Origin of the sequence: Polaromonas sp. (genome assembly GCF_018780625.1) — a bacterium.
Classification (GTDB): Bacteria; Pseudomonadota; Gammaproteobacteria; order Burkholderiales; family Burkholderiaceae_C; genus Polaromonas.
Genome location: NZ_JADMJK010000096.1, coordinates 3,033 through 19,786 on the forward strand (window position 1 = coordinate 3,033; position 16,754 = coordinate 19,786).

Genomic DNA, 16,754 nt, shown 5'->3' on the forward strand with positions numbered 1-16,754 from the left:
CGATGCCTATATTGCCAAGCCCTTGCGCTACCAGGCCTTGTATGCCGTGATCGATTCCCTGCTGGTCAGGACTGCGCCGCCAGCGACCCGCTAAACCACTTAATTCACTCTGTCGCCATGACCAGCGCCAATGCCCACTCCAACGCCACCATCCTCATCATTGATGACGAAGACCTGAACCGCAAGCTGCTCGAAGCACTGTTACTGCCCGAAGGCTACCGCACCATCTGCGCCGCCAGCGGCGAAGAAGCCCTGGCCATGATTGCGCAGCAGGCACCCGACCTGATCCTGCTCGACATCATGATGCCGGGCATGGACGGTTACCAGGTGACCAGCGTTCTTAAAGCGAATCCCGCCACGTCCCGGATTCCCATCATTGTGGTGTCTGCGCTTGAAGACCGCAGCGCACGCCTGCTGGGCCTTGCGGCCGGCGCCGAAGAGTTCTTGAGCAAGCCCATAGACCGGGCCGAGTTGTGCTTGAGGGTGCGCAATTTGCTCAGGCTCAAGGAATTCAGCGACTTCTACCAGAACCACACCCGCATCCTTGAAGAGCAGGTGCAGGCGCGCACGGCCGACCTGCAGCGCTTTCGCTCAGCCCTGGACGCCACCGCCGATGCGATTTTCCTGACAAACCGCAGGACCATGCAGTATGTCGAGGTCAATGCGACCGCCTGCACCATGCTGGGCTACACCCGCGAAGAATTTTTCAAACGGGGTCCGGGATCATTCAACACCATCACGCGGGACGCGCTGGAGCGCACCTACGACGCCCTGATCGCCGGCAATGGGGCAAACCGCATGATCGAAACGCTGATGCGTTGCAAAAACGGGCGCGCGTTGCAGGTCGAAGTGCACCGGCAGGCCCAGCGCTTTGGTGACGACTGGATTATTGTCAGCGTGCTGCGTGACATCACCGAACGCAAGCAGGCCCAGCAGGAAATACTTCAACTGAACGCCAGCCTGGAGCAGCGCGTGCGCCAACGCACGGCCGAGCTGGAGGAAGCCAACGAAGAACTGCAATCTTTTTCCTACTCGGTGTCACACGACCTGCGCGCCCCGCTGCGCACCATTGACGGATTCAGCAGCCTGCTTCGCAAGGAGATCGACGAGAGCGCGGCCAGCGAGCGCAGCAAGCATTGCGTGACCCGCATCAGCGCCGGGGTACTGCAGATGGGCGAGCTGATTGACGCCATGCTGTCACTGGCGCAGGTGTCGCGGAGCAGCTTGCGCTGGGATCTTGTAGACATGAGCGCGCTGGCCCAAACGATACTGGATGGCTATCAGGAGCAGGCGCCCGAACGAGAACTGCTGCGCGATATTCAACCCACCATCATGGCCCAGGGCGACCCGGCATTGCTCAGGCAGGTGCTCGACAACCTGCTGGGCAACGCGTGGAAGTTCACCGCCCAGCAGCCACACACCCGCATTGCATTTCAAGCCGCCACCCGCCCGGAAGGTGAAACCGTCTATACCGTGCAGGACAACGGCGCGGGCTTTGACATGGCCGATTCGGACAAGCTGTTTGGTGCTTTTCAGCGGCTGCACACCGCATCCGAATTTGCTGGAAATGGCATTGGCCTGGCCACGGTGCACAAAATCGTGACGCGGCATGGCGGCAAGATCTGGGCCGATTCTGCTCCGGGCCAGGGCGCGACGTTCAGTTTCACGCTGGGGCCGCCGCCCCCCTGACCGCCTCGGGTTGATACCGGCGAGGCATCCAAAAAACGCCCTCAATGTCGATGTGGATGATGCGCGTCCGGGACATGCGCATGGTTGTGGGACAAGGGTTCGTGTTGATGAACATGGCTGTGCGTCCCGTCAGGCATCTCGTCATGCACGTGGTTGTGATGCCCATCGTCATGCCGGTGGGCGTGCTCATGCGTCATGGCTTCATGCGTGTGCGCATGCGCATGGCTTTCCATCAAATGCAGCATCACGCCCGCCAGCATGAACAAGCCGCCCAAGCCCATCAACGCGCTGGCTGACCGCTCCCCGAACGCAAAGGCCACCAAGGCACCAATGAACGGTGCGAAGGCAAATACCGATCCGGTGCGCGCTGCGCCAAAAGCGCGCTGTGCAAGCAAATAAAACCGCAAGCTAAGCCCATAACCGGTGGCGCCCACCGCAAGGAGGCCCAGTGCAGCCGTGAGCGTTGGAAGCGGTTCGCCCATGGTCGCAGCCAGCGCGGTGGTGGCAAAAGCGCCCAGCGCCGCTTTGACCAAAACCACCTGTCCAGGGTCGCGATCAGCCACGCCGCGCGACAGCGTGTTGTCCACCCCCCACGCTGCCGTGGCCAGCAGTACCGCCATCAAGCCCGCCAACTGCGCATCGCCCTGGCGGCCCTGGTCTAAAACCAGAACCATTCCACCGGCCAGCAGCAACAGCATGGCGGCCCAGACGCGCCGGTCCATCGTCTCGTGGTACAGCTTCCAGGCCAGCACCGCCGTGAACAGCGCTTCCAGCGTCAGCATCAGCGAGGCACTGGTGCCGCTGGTGCGCTGCAGTCCCCATGCCAGCGCAACGGGTCCAATGACGGCGCCAAAGCCGGCCATGGCCAGCAAGCGCCCCAGGTCGCTGCGCTGCAGGCGGGCCTCCCGTTCTACGGGCTGCCTGAGCAATGTCCCGACGACCGCCGCACCGGCATACAGCAAGGCTGCGGTGGTGAAGGCGCCCAGGCCAACTCCAAAAAATTGAACCAAAGGCGTGCTGACGCCGAACAGCCCTGCGGCCAGCAAGGCCAGCGCTCCGCCCCGAAGCGCTGGCCCACGCAAAGATGCCTGCACGGTCTTACTTGCCTGTGAAATTGGCAGCAATGAAGTTGCCTGGCGGCGTGAAGAACATATAGAGCGTCTCTTTCGTCTTGTCCTTGGCAGCCGAGTCCATGAAGCTCACTTTCCATTCCTTGCCTTTCGCGCCTTCGGCCATTTCGGCCTTGTCATGTTTGACGGCTTGCCAGGATTTGTCGATCTTGCCGCTGGCCACCAGAGCGTCCTTGCGCTGGCGGGCGCAACCGAGCACGGTGGCCTCGTTGGCAGGCTTGTTGCCGTGAAAGTGACAGCCACCACCTTCGGCAGCAAAAGCGGAAGGTGCGGCGGCGAATGCAGCGACGAGAGTGGCGATAGACAAGATGCGTTTCATGGGAGTCTTCTTTCGGTTGAGTAAGTGAAAAATACAAGATAGTTAAAGGGCGTTGCGGCTGGCATCCGTCGAATTTTTTATATCCATGTCTTCATGAATAGGCTGGTGCTCCTCTGCCGGGAATCGAAAGCTGTCGGGGCTGGCATCGTGTTGGTAGCCATGCAATTGCATGAACAGCAAATAAACACCCGCGTAAATCAGGCCCATATTGGCCGCAAAGCTGAAGCGCTTGAATGACGGGCGATGCCGCCAGAACGCCAGCAGACCTACCATCACCGTCAAAGCGGCAATCTGACCGATCTCCACCCCCAGATTGAAGCTCAGGATGCGCAGCAACATGCTGGTGTTGTCGTCGCCCAGGGGCAACTGCTGCAGCCGGGTGGAAAGCCCAAAGCCATGCAGCAGCCCGAAGCCAAAGACCGCGGCCAGCAGGTTGGGCGACTTCATGTCGAAATACTTCTGAAAGCCGCCATTGTTGTCAAAGCCCTTGTAGATCACGCTGATGGCGATGATCGCGTCCACCAGATAGAAATTCCAGGTGATCTTGAAGTACGTGGCAAAGATCAGTGTGATGCAGTGAACCAGGGTGAAAACGGTGACAAACCTGGCCACGTCCTTGAAGCTGGTCAGGAAAAATACCATCCCCAACAAGAACAGCAGGTGGTCGTAGCCCGTGAGCATATGGCTGGCACCCAACCCGATATAGCGCAAATAGCCGCCATCAAGCATGCTCTGACGGTCAGCCTCGGAAATTCCGTGGGCGAGTGCCACCAACGGCAACGCCATCAGCAGCAAGGCCATGAGGCGGCCTGCGAGTAACTTGTTCATTCAATAACTTTCTGGATTTGAGGCACGGTTGCGCACACAGTGCGACCTGCGGCGTAAGCCGGGTCGCAAACGGGATCTTCAGAAGATGCAAATGCAAATACCCAGCGCCCCTTGCAAGGCGCTGGACATTCCCTCAAGCGTTGCGCTGGGGGGGCCTGAGCGGGCCTTCAAGATGCGGGGATGGCCCCAATGATTTCACCGTCTTGCTGGGTGAAAGTGGCCGAACGGTTGCGACCGTGGCCCAGCCCGTGGTCAGCAAACCGGCCGTATTGAATCCAGCATATGCATGCACATGCTGAACCGCGCCGTCCACGCCGTCTGCTTCATCCGCTTCGTCCATGTGCACAGCCTGTCCATCGTCATCATCATGGTGGTGATGGCTGGCATCCTGGCTGTGCAGTGCGATGTGTTCCAGCTTGACGGCACGCTCTGCCACAGCCAGCGGGCTGAACATGGTCAGTGCCTGGCAAATAATGGCAAGTAGCAGAAGAATCGCGCGAATTCGGCGGGGCATGGAGGCAGATGTTATCCTGTCTTTTCTCACGTTGTAGGGCGGATGCAATGTGTTTCCCATTTCTCAATCGCCACAACGCCACCGGCTGAGTGATGAAGTCAATTGACACTCACCCGGCAGCATATTGCGCTGATTCCAGTGGGTTGTGGGGCTCCGAACGACTGGCTCAGACCATATATTGCGCACCGCTTTTTCGCCCAACAGGCAAATGCCCGGCGCATACTCTGCCCATGCCTGCCCTCTTGCTTCACCTGCTAAAAAAAACTGCGCTGACCGGCGCCGTCGCGCCCTCGTCCCGCTTCCTCGCCTCGGCCATGGTCCGCGCCACAGGCGAGGCGAGACATGTCGTGGAACTGGGCGCCGGCACGGGCCCCGTCACGAAGGAGTTGCGCAGCCGGCTGCCCAACGCCTCACTGATAGCAGTCGAAATACAGCCCAGTCTGGCGCAACAGCTTCGTAGCAGGTTTCCGGGGCTGGACGTGCGGCAGGACCTGGCTCACGAGGTACTGGACGGCCTCGTCTACACCGACCCGGTGGTGGTGGTGTCCAGCCTTCCCTTTCGCTCACTCCCAAAGGACATGCACGATGTGACTGTGACGAGCATCGAGCGGCTTTTGCGCAGAGTCCCCGGCTCCAAGCTGGTGCAGTTCACCTACCAGCCGCGCGCGCCCTTTGAGGCATCAGCGGATTTTCAGTGGAACAAGACCTGCTCGGTGTGGCGCAATGCACCGCCGGCGGGCGTGTGGGTGTTGCAAAGCTTGCCCGCGGCTTGAGCTGCGGCTCCTCGCAACCTTTCGCTTTTCATCGCCCGACATCGCGAAAAGGCAAATGGCCTACGGGAACCTTTCCCGCCATCGCTTATCATTAAGTAATGCGTCGCTTTACCTTCGTCCTCATGATCGCCCTGCTGCTGTTGCGCGGCTGGATGGGCGAAGCCATGGCGACCGGGATGGCGCTGGCGCCGTTGCAGCCCCTGCCATCGGCGACACAAACAGTCGCGGCCCATGCCCATGCGCCAAGCGCGCAAATGCATGTTGGTCATGAAACCGCAGAACCCGAGGCGCTTTACGAGGCGCAGGCTGTTCACGACTGCACTGGCGGTCCTGCCAGCGAAGATCCATCCCATGCGGGCCCTGCCCACTGCGACGCCTGCACAGCCTGCCAGGCCTGCCACACCGTGGCCTTGACGCCATTTGCCGCCAGCGCCCACCCCGTTTTCAGCGCACGTGCGCTGCCCCGCGCCAAGGCAGCGTTCTTTGCCAGCGCCGACACGGCACGCGGCCAGAAACCACCGATTTCCTGACCTCCAGGCCCGCAATGGGTCTGTACTTGCTTCCGGCACAGGCTTTACAGGCCCGTCATGCCCGGATCGTTGCGGTGCGCCAAGCATCGCCCCGTTTGTATGTCAGGAGATTTCAGTGAACGTCCGTTTTATTTCAACGTCGCCCGCCAGGCTGGCGTTGCTTGCCTTTTTGGCGCTGCCGGCCGCAGCCATCGCACAGGCTGCGCCCTATCCCCAACTCGACCCCAAGCACACCATGCAGGGCGCCAGTGCCGACACGCCCGTGCCGCCCGCGCTCTACCGCTCGGTGTTTGCCGGCCTGCCCACCGGGGTGGAAGAAACCCGCGTGGACTGGAAAAAGGCCAACGCCGACGTGGGCCAGTTCAAACGAGGCCATGCCGACCTTCTGAAATGGGAACAAGAGCAGGCCAAGGCACCGCCCAAGGCCGCTGACCGCCCTTCCGGCCCACCCACCCGCTAAAGCGCATCATGAAAAAACTTTTGAACACCCGCGCAACCCCGGCATTGCGCCTGAGTGCCATGACCGTGCTACTGCTGGCCTTGAGCGGCCAAGCGCTCGCTGCACCGGATGCCGATGGCGGCGTGGCTGGACTGCAGCAACTTCTCAATGGCAAGCTGGTGGGTTTGGGCGACACCAGCGTCCCGATTGCCCGTCCGGGCGCAGACACAAGCGCCCTGGTGAACGAGTTGCTGAAAGCGCCGCTTGGCGCGGAAGCGGCCGTGCGCATCGCTTTACTGAACAATCCTGGGCTGCAGGTGTCGCTGGGAAGCGCTGGCGTGGGCCTCTCAGACACCGTCGGCGCCGCCAGCCCGGCCAGACGCAAGGCGCAGCAGACCCTCACGCGGCTGTCCACCGATGCGCGCAAGGCCTGGATTGAGGCCGTTGCCGCAGCCCAAAGCGCACGCTACGTGCGCGAGGCCAAAGAAGCCACCGAAGCCGCAGGCGAGTTGGCCAGACGCATGACGCAGGTCGGCAACATCAGCAAATTTCAGCAGGCGCGCGAACAAGCCACGCTGTCTGATGCCGCCGTGCAGCTGGCCAAATCGCAGCAGGCCGCATTCAATGCCCGCGAAAAACTCATCGTCACGCTGGGCTTGTGGGGCGCCCAAACAGGGTTTGAACTGCCCGGCGAACTGCCTGCGCTGCCGCCCCAAGCACAGGACCTGCCCGACATCGAAACCCGCGTGCTCAAACAGAGCGAGGCGCTGCGCCTGGCACAAGTCCAGTGGCAACGCCAGTTGGCAGGGCCACGTCCGGCCAGCGCAGATGACCTGTGGGATGCCATGGGCGACGCGGCCACCGTACGCGAGTTGGCGGTCAAAACGCGCAGCGAAGCGCGCCAGGCCTACAACGACTACCGCACCACTTACGACCTGGCGCGGCATTACCGTGACGAGGTGATGCCGCTGCGCAAGTTCATCAACGACGAGGTGGTGCTGCGCTACAACGGCATGCTGCTCAGCGTGTTTGACCTGCTGGCCGATACACGCGCGCAGGTGCTTGCCACAGGCAGCGCCATCGAGGCACAGCGCGACTTCTGGCTCGCCGAGGCCGAGCTGCAAGCGATGCTGGCGGGCGCACCAGTGGCGCTTTCCTCCGGCGCGCCAGCTTCAAGCGGCACCGCAGCCGGTGGCGCTGCCGCCGCGCACTGAATTGCATAAAAAAATACCAAGGATTTCCCCATGAATCGACGACATTTTTTCAACGGTGCGGCGCTCACAGCCGTCGCAGCGGCCTCGGTCAGCCGGGTCGCCATGGCCGCCCTGCCGGAGCCGGTCATCATGAGCGGGGCGGACACCGCGCCGCCGCTCGTCCCGTCCAGCGGGCGGCCCTACAACCCGGTGGTCACACTCAATGGCTGGACCTTGCCCTGGCGCATGAACAACGGCGTGAAGGAGTTTCACCTGGTGGCCGAGCCGGTGGTGCGCGAGATGACCCCGGGCTTCAAGGCCCACATGTGGGGCTACAACGGCCAGAGCCCCGGCCCCACGATCGAGGTGGTCGAAGGCGACCGGGTGCGCGTGTTCGTGACCAACAAGCTGCCTGAGCACACCAGCGTGCACTGGCACGGCCAGCGCTTGCCCAGCGGCATGGACGGCGTGTCGGGCCTGAACCAGCCGGCAATTCCGGTCGGCAAGACTTTTGTCTACGAGTTCATGGCGCGCCGCCCCGGCACCTTCATGTACCACCCGCATGCCGACGAAATGACGCAGATGGCGATGGGCATGATGGGTTTCTGGGTGACCCACCCCAAAGGCAAACACCCGCTGATTGACGAGGTGGACCGCGACTTCGTGTTCCTGCTCAACGCCTACGACATCGACCCCGGCACCATGACGCCCAAGATCATGACCATGACGGACTTCAATCTGTGGTCATGGAACAGCCGGATTTTCCCGGGTATAGACACACTCAATGTGCGCTTGGGCGACAAGGTGCGGATCCGCATTGGCAACCTCACCATGACCAACCACCCCATCCACCTGCATGGCCACGAGTTCAAGGTCACGGGCAGCGACGGCGGGCCGTGGCCCATGGCGGCACGTGCCCCCGAAGTCACCACCGATGTGGCCGTGGGCCAGATGCGGCAGCTTGATTTTCTGGCCGACGAAGAAGGCGACTGGGCCTTTCATTGCCACAAGAGCCACCACACCATGAACGCCATGGGCCACGCCATTCCCACCACGATTGGCGTGGACCATCGCGGCCTCGTCAAAAAACTGCAAAAAGTCATGCCCGACTACATGATGATGGGCGAGCGCGGCATGGCCGACATGGGCGAGATGGAAATGCAGATCCCCGAAAACACCGCACCGATGATGACCGGCACCGGCCCTTACGGCGGCGTGGAAATGGGCGGCATGTTCAGCATCCTCAAGGTCCGAAAAAACCAAAAGCCTGGCGACTACAAGGACCCCGGCTGGTATAAGCAGCCGGCCGGCACCCAAGCCTATGAATGGACAGGCGCACTGCCCGATCCTGCGCGCATGAAGGCAAGCAGCACAGCCATGCCGGCAACCGCAGGCCCCGGCACCGAAGTCCAGATCCGTAAACCCATGGGCAACATGGCCCACTAATTCACTAATCCATCAACCCTGCAACCAAGGAAATCTCTTGAAAAATACAATCAAACTCATCGCTGCTTGTGCAGTATTGGCGAGCGTCACAGGCACTTTTGCAGCAGGCAGTCACGGCGGCGGGCATGATGCGCAAGTCGTCGGCAAACCCGGCGTCGCCAGCAAGGTGACCCGCACCATCGAGGTTGACATGAGCGACACCATGCGCTTTACGCCCGCCAACATCAAGGCCAAACAAGGCGAGACGATCCGCTTCGTGGTGAAGAATTCGGGCCAGCTGAGCCACGAGTTTGTGCTGGGCACGGCCAAAGACCTGAAGGCGCATTACGAGGTGATGAAAAAGAACCCCGAGATGGAGCACGCCGACGACAACATGCTCACCGTCAAGCCCGGACAGACCAGTGAGATTCTGTGGCAATTCACCAAAGCGGGAACCGTTGATTTTGCTTGCCTGCATCCAGGGCACTACGACGCGGGCATGAAAGGGAAAATCGCCGTTTCACCCACTAAACGGAATGCCGAATTGGCTTCCAGGTAAACACACGAAAGAAAAACCATGAACATTCTTAAAAACTTCGCCCTCGGCGCCCTGCTGGCCACAACCACCCTTGTTTCTACCAGCCTGTTGGCTCAACCCGCCATGGACATGAGCGGGATGAAGGAAAAAGGCATGAGCATGGAGATGAGCAACGGCGAGGTGAAAAAAATTGACATAGAAGCGCAAAAAATTACCCTCAAGCACGGCGAGATCAAAAGCATGGACATGCCGGGCATGACCATGGTTTTTAGAACTCAGGACCCGTCTCTGCTGGACAACCTCAAAGTCGGAGACAAGGTCAAATTCAACGCTGAAAAACGCGAAGGTTTCATCGTTGTCACGGCGATTGAAGCCATCAAGTAATTTGACGGCTTTGGGGTGCGCCTGCGGCAGGCAGAGGCTTCGTTCTCGGCTGCAGCGCCCCCGCCAATCAGTTGTCCATTAACTCCCAGCTCACTCAAGGAGTACATGATGAAAAGACGTTTTCTTATTCAAGCCCTCGCCAGCCTGGCTGGCGCTTCAGCCCTGCCGCCCAGCCTGATGGCGCAAACCAAACCGCTGGTAGAGGTCTGGAAAGACCCCGACTGCGGCTGCTGCCAGGACTGGATCAGCCACCTGGAAGCCAACGGGTTTCGGGTCAAGGTACAAGGCAGCGGCAACACGGCCGCACGGGCACGGCTGGGCGTGCCTGACAAACTGGGCTCCTGCCACACCGCGCAGGTCGGCGGCTATGCCCTTGAGGGCCATGTTCCAGCCCGCGACATTCACCAGATCCTGAAGGAGCGCCCCAAGGCCATTGGTCTTGCAGTGCCGGGTATGCCTGTCGGCTCACCAGGCATGGACGGGCCAGCCTATGGGGGACGCAAGGACCCGTATGACGTGCTGCTCGTGCTTGCGGACGGCAACTCCCGTATCTATCAGTCTTATCCCTCAAGCCAGTTGCAAGCGCCTAAAAAGAAATCATCATGAAATCCTTCTGACTATTTTTCCGTCTCACTGCATGCTGGAAACAGCCAAAGCGGTGGACAGTCCGGAATGCCGTCACGGCGTCACGCTAATGCCGTTGGGCCCCTTTTCCACGCGAACGGTCGCAACGACCTTGCGATCCTTGACGTCAAGCACAGACACCGAGTTGGCGTAGATATTGGTGACGTAAGCGTATCGTCCGTCACGGTCGACGACCACGCCATGCGCACCGGCGCCGGTCACGATTGTCTTTGCGACCTTGAAACTCTCCAGATCAATCAGGCTGACCGTGCTGCCAGGCTTCTTGCGCGTACCCTGGTTGGCCACCAGCAGCGTGCGCGAGTCCGGCGTGGCGTACAGCTGGATCGGCACCGACCCGACAGCAACCTTGCGAATCACCTTGCGCGTGGCCGGGTCGATCACGGCGACGGCGTTTTCCTCAGACAGCGAGACAAAGGCAAGGCGGCCGTCCGGCGCGAAGCCGACCTGCGCCGGGCCCTTGCCTGCTGGAATTTTCGCTACCTCCTTTTGGTTTACGGTATCGATCACCGACACTGTACCGCCCTTGAGGTTGGCGACGTAGACCTGCTTGCCGTCCGGGCTGATCCGAAGACCGTGAGGAAACTGGCCGACCGGAATCGTCGCCACGAGGTGATGCGCCGATGTGTCGATCACACTGACCGTGTTGTCGCCACCGTTGGTGACGTAGGCGAAGCGGCCGTCGGGCGACACCACCACATGGGCCGGGTGCATGCCAACCGGAACCTTGGCGACGACGGCGTCGCTACTGGTATCGATGGCCCAGACCGCCCCGGGCTTTCCCATTGCATCGTGCTCGCCCTGGGCCATGCCCTTGTGCGCAGAAGTGTCAGCCGCCTGGCCAGGCTCGCCGTTGTTGGTCACCCATACGAGCTTGCCGTCGGGCGATACCTGCACGTTGTGCGGCATCTTGCCGACGCGCACGCTCGCCAGCGTTTTGAACGAAGCGGCATCGAGCACGCTGACCGTGTCAGCGCCCTCATTGGCTACATACACCTTGTCGGCGGCCAGGGTGGCGCCAGACCAGGCCAGCAGGGCCATCTGCACCGTTGTCAAAAGCCAGTTGTCTTTTCTTGCCATCACGATCCATCCTTGTTGATAAAAATCAGGCGAAATCTTCCGAACTGCGGCGTCATGTCTTGCTGCGCCGCAAACGCAGCGCATTACCAATCACAGACACCGAGCTGAAACTCATGGCCAGCGCCGCGATCAACGGCGACAGCAGCCAGCCGGTCAGCGGGTACAGCACCCCAGCCGCAATCGGGATACCCAGCGCGTTGTACAAAAAGGCAAATACCAGGTTCTGCTTCATGTTGCCCACCGTCGCTTCCGATAGCGCACGCGCAACTGCAATCCCGCGCAGATCGCCCTTGACCAGCGTGACCTGCGCGCTGTTCATGGCCACGTCGGTCCCGGTACCCATGGCCACGCCAACATCGGCCTTGGCCAGCGCTGGCGCATCGTTGATGCCGTCTCCGGCCATCGCCACGACGCGGCCTTCCTTTTGCAGTTTCTCCACCAGCAGCAGCTTGTCGGCCGGCTTGACCTCACCATGGACCTCGTCGATGCCCAGGCGGGCTGCAACAGCCTTGGCCGTGGTCAGTCCGTCACCGGTCGCCATCACGATGCGCAGCCCGGCCGCTTTCAGCGTCGCCAGCGCCTCGGGCGTGCTGGACTTGATCGGGTCGGACACAGCCAGCAGGCCCATCAGCTGGCCATCGACTGCCAGGTGCATCACGCTGGCGCCTTCTGCGCGCAAGGCCTCGGCCTGCGGCACCAGGGCCGCGACCGAAACGCCAATCTGCTCCATCAGCGTGGTGTTGCCCAGCGCCAGCTGACGCCCGGCCACCTGCCCACGCACGCCGATGCCTGAGCCGGACTCGAAGTTCTCGGGCTTGTCCAGCACCATGCCGCGTTCGCGGGCGGCGCGCACGATGGTTTCGGCCAGCGGATGCTCGCTGCCCTGGTCCAGGCTGGCAGCCAGGCGCAGCACCTCGTCGGCCTCAAAGCCGGGCGCGGGAACGGCACGCTCAAACGTGGGGCGGCCCTCGGTGAGCGTACCGGTCTTGTCGATGATGAGGGTGTCGATCTTGCGCATGTTCTCGATGGCCGCGGCATCGCGGAACAGCACGCCGTGCGTCGCGCCCAGGCCGGTGGCGACCATGATGGACATGGGTGTGGCCAGGCCCAGCGCGCAGGGGCAGGCAATGATCAGCACCGACACCGCGTTGATCAGGCCGAACACCCAGCGCGGCTCGGGACCAAACAGGCCCCAGCCGAAGAAGGTCAGCACGGCAATGCCCACCACCGTGACGACGAAGTAGCCCGCCACCACGTCGGCCATGCGCTGCATCGGCGCCCGGGAACGCTGGGCCTGGGCCACCATCTGCACGATCTGGGCCAGCATGGTGGACGCGCCGACGCGTTCAGCGCGCATCACCAGCGCGCCGCTGGTGTTGAGCGTGGCGCCTATCACCTTGTCGCCCACGCGCTTGGCCACCGGCATGGGCTCGCCCGTGAGCATCGACTCATCGACCGAACTGCCACCTTCGCTCACCACGCCATCGACCGGAACTTTTTCTCCGGGGCGCACGCGCAGCAAGTCGCCCACATGCACATGGTTCAGTGGCACGTCCTCTTCGGTGCCATCTTCCCGGATACGGCGGGCGGTTTTGGGCGCCAGACCCAGCAGCGACTTGATCGCCGCCGAGGTCTGCGACCGGGCCTTGAGTTCGAGCACCTGGCCCAGCAGCGTGAGCGAGATGATCACGGCGGCCGCTTCAAAGTACACGGCGACGCGGCCCATGGAGATGAACGAGGCCGGAAACACCTGGGGAGCGACCGTCGCCACCACGCTGTAAACGAAGGCGGCGCCGGTGCCCAGACCAATCAAGGTCCACATGTTGGGACTGCGGTTCACCACGGACTGCCATCCGCGCGAGAAGAATGGCCAGCCGGCCCAGAGGACGATGGGGATCGACAGCACCAGTTCAATCCAGGTCTGGGTAGTGGATTCAAACCACTGCATTTGATGGCCGAACATCGCCAAAACAGTGACCACGACAGTCAGCGGCAGCGTCCACCAGAAGCGGCGCTGAAAATCGCGCAATTCAGGGTTTTCATCGTCACCCAGTTCCGGCAGCAAGGGCTCGAGCGTCATGCCGCACTTGGGGCAGTTTCCCGGATGGTCCTGTCGAATCTCGGGGTGCATCGGGCAGGTGTAGATCGTGCCGGACGCCGCTGGCGGCACGTCCACAGGCAGGGAAGGTGCGAGGTATTGCATAGGGTTCGCCGCGAACTTGCCCTGGCACTTGGCGCTGCAGAAATAATAGGGCCGCCCCTCATGCGTCAGCGTGTGAGGCGACTGCTCGGTGACAGTCATGCCGCACACCGGATCCTTGAGGTCGGTTGGCGCTGGAGGGCTGCCGCTGGGATGCTGATGCGCTTTCATGTCCATCTGGTGACCTCTTTCTATCGCTTGTTAGAGTTGCCAGCGAAAGGTACGGGGAGCGGATTCGCCCGGCCGGTCGATCCGGAGTTCGATCGCGCCAGGCCGCGGCGCCGGCACATCGAATGCCAGCACGCCTTCACGGTGATGGCCACCCGGTGGCGCGCCGAGCCAGCCCGTGGGCTTGAACCTGCGACCGTCGTCGGTCGTCAAGATGGCGCTTTGAGCCAGGTCATCGCTCAAGTCGGCACTGTGCGTGTCCAGCACGACAGCGAACTCCCACTGGCTGTCCGGCAGTCCGATCGACTTCGCCGTCACCTTGACCGTCACGCCCTGCTCGCTCGACGACTGTGCGGCGCTGGCATCAAGGCTTGTTTGGGCCAACGCCACCGAAGGCGACGTCGCCAGCCCGAGGCTAGCGCAAGCCACCCAGCCCGCGAGCATCCATCGTTGACCAATCCTGCAGCCTCTTGTGTAAACCATGTCGATCTCCTGTAGAAAAAGATTTTGTGCAGAAGCTCAGTCCGCAGCCAGCGCGGCGCACACCCGTTGCAGTCGCTCGCGTGCCTCCCGTGCGACCGTTGCCACTTCCGGGTTGTCTGTCAGTTGCAGCATTGCTATCGGGTCAATAAGGCCGACCGTCACCTTGCCGTCGGCATCCTGACGCACGACTACATTGCACGGCAGCAACAGGCCGATGTCAGGTTCAGCCATCAGCGCGCGGTGAGCCAGCGTGGGATTGCAGGCGCCGAGAATGCGATGCGCAAGAACATCGATGCCCAATTTGTTTTTCATCGTTGCTTGCACGTCGATCTCGGTCAAGATGCCGAAACCCTCATTTTTCAGTGCTGCACTCACCTGTTCGACGGCGGCTGCAAAGTCGGTATTTCCGAGGTAGGCGTGAAACCCGTACGATGGGGATACGGGCTTCGCATTGACCTCGGGCTGTAGGGGGCGGTCGTTAGAGGGCATGGTCATTTCTTTCAAGGAGTGTTAACTGTCCGGGCGTCGGACTCCACCTTGGTCAGCAGCCACCGCAACCACCTGTGCTGCCGCTGTGGCAGCCAGAGGCCTTGGGAAACAGCCTTGCCGCAGTGGGACAAAAAAAGTAAGCCACCGGTAGCGCTTAGCGGCTTGCCTGCGAGACTTCCGTCAATTTTCCACCCGCCAGTTTGAAGTGAAACTTGGCGCTCACCGGTGTGGACCACAGGTCTTTGTCTTTCAGTTCGCGCTGGAACGTCGGGACATCGACCGTCACCGTGGCGGCGTAGGTACCGTCCCCCAGAAGCGCGGTGTTAGCCGAATAGTGAAGGCCACTGCTGCCCCACATCGGCGGCAAAGGCAAGTTGATGGTTTTTCCGGTTTCCTTGTTTGTCGCTGCAAAGTTGATGTTTGCGTAGGGAATGCGCGTCTTGCTCTTCGGGTCTGTCAGCTTTAACTCGACGTGATAGCGCTCGTCGGCAGCCGGTTGATGTGCATCCCAAGTGGGCGGATTGCCCATCTGCATCCACATCGGTTCGGAACCTTCAAGTTCCAGTTGAAACAGCATGTTGCCTGTCGCGGCACGGCCGACGAGCACCGCTTTTTTCAAAGGGTCGGCCGCTACCGCGAGCTTCTCGACTTTTGGCTCGGCAAGCTGCGCCGCAGCGCTTTTCTGACTATTTTGAGAGGTCTGCGCAGAGGTTTGAGCCCATGCGCCCGCAGAGGCTGCAGCAAGAGCGAAAGTCAAAAGGGTGTAACGAAGAGACGACATGGTGAACTCCATTCAGGAAAGTCAAGGTAAAAAGAAACACGCGCTTCGGGACAGTCCCCACAGGCCACGCGAAGAAAGATGCGGGCAAAGGTGAAAGTCATAAGCGGCATTGCCGTCAAGGGGTCTGATGTTTGAATGATTTGTCATGAACCTTTCCAGATGAACTTTTGGGGTTTCGGGTCAATTGGCGCTTGAACGACGAAGTAATCGTGGAAGGAAGCGCGGTGTACGCTCCGCATAACGATCAAAGACCTCGCCAAATTGCGCACGCATTTCGGCCTCTTCAGTCAGCGCCAGGCGCCCGTACATGATCAGCAGAATCGGGAACATGACCAGGGTCAGCAGCGTCGGCCACTGCAACAGAAAGCCCAGCAGGATCAGGACAAAAGCCACGTACTGTGGATGCCGAATCACGGCATAAGGCCCAGTGGTCGCCATCGCATGCCTGCGTTGCGCGTGGTACAGAACATTCCAGGCACTGGACAGCAGGTAAAAGCCAAAGCCCAGGAACACATAGCTTGCGATGTGCAGCAGTCCAAAGTGGGGATCACCTTTTTCGCCCAGAAGCGTAGACCACAGGTGACCTGTGTTGTGGGACAGCAGGTCAAGGTTCGGGAACTTGGTCTGTAGCCATCCTGACAACAGGTAGAGGGTCAACGGGAAGCCATACATCTCGACAAACAAGGCCACGATGAACGCGGAGAATGCCCCAAAGGTTCGCCAGTCCCGCGCCGTTGCCGGCTTGAAAAAACTGTAGGCAAACAGGATGAAAACGGCCGAGTTGAGGGCAACCAGCAGCCATAGGCCGTAGGCCGGTTGTTCGCGGCTCATGATGGATTTCCTTGCTTCGGTGGCTCTGGCTTGTCCGGCCCGGCTTGTGGCTCGCCACGGCCATGGCGATGAGCACCATGACCGTGATGCATGAAAACATGCATCAGCGGGCAGGCCAGAACCAGCAGGTAGGGCAATGCACCCAGGAAGTGGGCACGGTGCTCGCTCAGCAAAAAGTAGGCGGCGACGGCACCGAACACCACCAGGCCCAAACCGTACCGCGAGCGCCAAAATGGCGTGGCGCCCGGAGGGCAGGACTGAGAACTGTGCTTGTCGTCCATGGGAATCTCCAGGGAGAAGGGTGTGACGCCGGCTCAC

General features: G+C 61.2%; 20 protein-coding genes. 10 read left to right on the forward strand and 10 right to left on the reverse strand.

The window, feature by feature from the left end; all coding sequences use genetic code 11:
• Positions 1-117 precede the first annotated feature (117 nt).
• Positions 118-1,689 carry a response regulator gene (locus tag IV091_RS08640; RefSeq protein ID WP_293467613.1) on the forward strand — a complete coding sequence of 524 codons (1,572 nt, stop codon included), beginning with the start codon at positions 118-120 and terminating at the stop codon, positions 1,687-1,689.
• Positions 1,690-1,730: 41 nt separating this feature from the next.
• On the opposite strand, the gene IV091_RS08645 is transcribed toward IV091_RS08640, so the two are convergent.
• From IV091_RS08645 to IV091_RS08655, 3 genes are read right to left on the reverse strand one after another with little or no spacing between them, the layout of a single operon-like run.
• A complete protein-coding gene (locus IV091_RS08645) occupies positions 1,731-2,783 on the reverse strand; it encodes a DMT family transporter (RefSeq protein WP_293467615.1) in 1,053 nt (350 codons plus the stop codon).
• Between the two features lie 4 nt (positions 2,784-2,787).
• Entirely contained in the window at positions 2,788-3,138 is a 351-nt protein-coding gene (locus IV091_RS08650) for a DUF6488 family protein (RefSeq protein ID WP_293467617.1), read from the reverse strand.
• A 42-nt stretch (positions 3,139-3,180) separates the two neighbouring features.
• On the reverse strand, positions 3,181-3,966 hold the full coding sequence (locus IV091_RS08655) for a HupE/UreJ family protein (protein WP_293467619.1): 786 nt from the start codon (positions 3,964-3,966) through the stop codon (positions 3,181-3,183).
• Positions 3,967-4,252: 286 nt separating this feature from the next.
• Between IV091_RS08655 and IV091_RS08660 the strand changes: the two genes are divergently transcribed.
• The 9 genes from IV091_RS08660 (at position 4,253) to IV091_RS08700 (ending at position 10,368) form a co-directional block, all read left to right on the forward strand.
• Positions 4,253-4,450: a hypothetical protein gene (locus IV091_RS08660; protein WP_293467621.1), complete on the forward strand. Its 198-nt coding sequence runs from the start codon at positions 4,253-4,255 to the stop codon at positions 4,448-4,450.
• 260 nt (positions 4,451-4,710) lie between these two features.
• Positions 4,711-5,253 carry a methyltransferase domain-containing protein gene (locus tag IV091_RS08665; protein WP_293467623.1) on the forward strand — a complete coding sequence of 181 codons (543 nt, stop codon included), beginning with the start codon at positions 4,711-4,713 and terminating at the stop codon, positions 5,251-5,253.
• Positions 5,254-5,351: 98 nt separating this feature from the next.
• Positions 5,352-5,783 (forward strand): hypothetical protein, encoded by a 432-nt coding sequence (locus tag IV091_RS08670; RefSeq protein WP_293467625.1) that lies wholly within the window; start codon positions 5,352-5,354, stop codon positions 5,781-5,783.
• A gap of 115 nt (positions 5,784-5,898) precedes the next feature.
• Positions 5,899-6,243, forward strand: a complete 345-nt coding sequence (locus IV091_RS08675; protein WP_293467628.1) for a hypothetical protein — start codon at positions 5,899-5,901, stop codon at positions 6,241-6,243.
• An 8-nt stretch (positions 6,244-6,251) separates the two neighbouring features.
• Entirely contained in the window at positions 6,252-7,436 is a 1,185-nt protein-coding gene (locus tag IV091_RS08680; RefSeq protein WP_293467630.1) for a hypothetical protein, read from the forward strand.
• 30 nt (positions 7,437-7,466) lie between these two features.
• Complete coding sequence (locus IV091_RS08685) at positions 7,467-8,861, forward strand: copper oxidase (RefSeq protein ID WP_293467632.1); 1,395 nt, start codon at positions 7,467-7,469, stop codon at positions 8,859-8,861.
• 37 nt (positions 8,862-8,898) lie between these two features.
• Complete coding sequence (locus tag IV091_RS08690; protein WP_293467634.1) at positions 8,899-9,399, forward strand: cupredoxin family protein; 501 nt, start codon at positions 8,899-8,901, stop codon at positions 9,397-9,399.
• Positions 9,400-9,417: 18 nt separating this feature from the next.
• Positions 9,418-9,762 (forward strand): copper-binding protein, encoded by a 345-nt coding sequence (locus IV091_RS08695; RefSeq protein WP_293467636.1) that lies wholly within the window; start codon positions 9,418-9,420, stop codon positions 9,760-9,762.
• Positions 9,763-9,870: 108 nt separating this feature from the next.
• Positions 9,871-10,368 (forward strand): DUF411 domain-containing protein, encoded by a 498-nt coding sequence (locus IV091_RS08700; RefSeq protein WP_293467638.1) that lies wholly within the window; start codon positions 9,871-9,873, stop codon positions 10,366-10,368.
• Between the two features lie 72 nt (positions 10,369-10,440).
• Here the strand turns inward: IV091_RS08700 and IV091_RS08705 are convergent, their stop codons facing one another.
• From IV091_RS08705 to IV091_RS08735, 7 genes are all read right to left on the reverse strand, one after another.
• The gene (locus IV091_RS08705; RefSeq protein ID WP_293467640.1) at positions 10,441-11,484 is read right to left on the reverse strand and encodes a cytochrome D1 domain-containing protein; all 1,044 of its coding nucleotides are present in this window, start codon (positions 11,482-11,484) and stop codon (positions 10,441-10,443) included.
• A gap of 52 nt (positions 11,485-11,536) precedes the next feature.
• Positions 11,537-13,861: a heavy metal translocating P-type ATPase gene (locus tag IV091_RS08710; RefSeq protein WP_293467643.1), complete on the reverse strand. Its 2,325-nt coding sequence runs from the start codon at positions 13,859-13,861 to the stop codon at positions 11,537-11,539.
• Positions 13,862-13,885: 24 nt separating this feature from the next.
• Positions 13,886-14,335, reverse strand: a complete 450-nt coding sequence (locus IV091_RS08715) for a hypothetical protein (RefSeq protein WP_293467657.1) — start codon at positions 14,333-14,335, stop codon at positions 13,886-13,888.
• Positions 14,336-14,371: 36 nt separating this feature from the next.
• A complete protein-coding gene (locus tag IV091_RS08720; protein WP_293467659.1) occupies positions 14,372-14,824 on the reverse strand; it encodes a DUF302 domain-containing protein in 453 nt (150 codons plus the stop codon).
• Positions 14,825-14,978: 154 nt separating this feature from the next.
• Positions 14,979-15,605, reverse strand: coding sequence for an iron transporter (locus tag IV091_RS08725; protein WP_293467661.1), 627 nt, complete (start codon positions 15,603-15,605; stop codon positions 14,979-14,981).
• A 180-nt stretch (positions 15,606-15,785) separates the two neighbouring features.
• Positions 15,786-16,436 carry an isoprenylcysteine carboxylmethyltransferase family protein gene (locus IV091_RS08730; protein ID WP_293467663.1) on the reverse strand — a complete coding sequence of 217 codons (651 nt, stop codon included), beginning with the start codon at positions 16,434-16,436 and terminating at the stop codon, positions 15,786-15,788.
• On the reverse strand, positions 16,433-16,717 hold the full coding sequence (locus IV091_RS08735; protein ID WP_293467665.1) for a DUF2933 domain-containing protein: 285 nt from the start codon (positions 16,715-16,717) through the stop codon (positions 16,433-16,435). The genes IV091_RS08730 and IV091_RS08735 overlap by 4 nt, the downstream gene beginning before the upstream one ends.
• Positions 16,718-16,754 lie beyond the last annotated feature (37 nt).

Bases quoted from the DNA above. Each gene is read 5' to 3' on its own strand.
- IV091_RS08715 (WP_293467657.1), bottom strand. From the start codon at position 14,335: ATGGTTTACACAAGAGGCTGCAGGATTGGTCAACGATGGATGCTCGCG.
- IV091_RS08695 (WP_293467636.1), top strand. From the start codon at position 9,418: ATGAACATTCTTAAAAACTTCGCCCTCGGCGCCCTGCTGGCCACAACC.
- IV091_RS08700 (WP_293467638.1), top strand. From the start codon at position 9,871: ATGAAAAGACGTTTTCTTATTCAAGCCCTCGCCAGCCTGGCTGGCGCT.
- IV091_RS08685 (WP_293467632.1), top strand. From the start codon at position 7,467: ATGAATCGACGACATTTTTTCAACGGTGCGGCGCTCACAGCCGTCGCA.
- IV091_RS08720 (WP_293467659.1), bottom strand. From the start codon at position 14,824: ATGCCCTCTAACGACCGCCCCCTACAGCCCGAGGTCAATGCGAAGCCC.
- IV091_RS08655 (WP_293467619.1), bottom strand. From the start codon at position 3,966: ATGAACAAGTTACTCGCAGGCCGCCTCATGGCCTTGCTGCTGATGGCG.
- IV091_RS08660 (WP_293467621.1), top strand. From the start codon at position 4,253: ATGCACATGCTGAACCGCGCCGTCCACGCCGTCTGCTTCATCCGCTTC.
- IV091_RS08665 (WP_293467623.1), top strand. From the start codon at position 4,711: ATGCCTGCCCTCTTGCTTCACCTGCTAAAAAAAACTGCGCTGACCGGC.
- IV091_RS08710 (WP_293467643.1), bottom strand. From the start codon at position 13,861: ATGGACATGAAAGCGCATCAGCATCCCAGCGGCAGCCCTCCAGCGCCA.
- IV091_RS08730 (WP_293467663.1), bottom strand. From the start codon at position 16,436: ATGAGCCGCGAACAACCGGCCTACGGCCTATGGCTGCTGGTTGCCCTC.
- IV091_RS08735 (WP_293467665.1), bottom strand. From the start codon at position 16,717: ATGGACGACAAGCACAGTTCTCAGTCCTGCCCTCCGGGCGCCACGCCA.
- IV091_RS08640 (WP_293467613.1), top strand. From the start codon at position 118: ATGACCAGCGCCAATGCCCACTCCAACGCCACCATCCTCATCATTGAT.
- IV091_RS08670 (WP_293467625.1), top strand. From the start codon at position 5,352: ATGCGTCGCTTTACCTTCGTCCTCATGATCGCCCTGCTGCTGTTGCGC.
- IV091_RS08680 (WP_293467630.1), top strand. From the start codon at position 6,252: ATGAAAAAACTTTTGAACACCCGCGCAACCCCGGCATTGCGCCTGAGT.
- IV091_RS08725 (WP_293467661.1), bottom strand. From the start codon at position 15,605: ATGTCGTCTCTTCGTTACACCCTTTTGACTTTCGCTCTTGCTGCAGCC.
- IV091_RS08705 (WP_293467640.1), bottom strand. From the start codon at position 11,484: ATGGCAAGAAAAGACAACTGGCTTTTGACAACGGTGCAGATGGCCCTG.
- IV091_RS08650 (WP_293467617.1), bottom strand. From the start codon at position 3,138: ATGAAACGCATCTTGTCTATCGCCACTCTCGTCGCTGCATTCGCCGCC.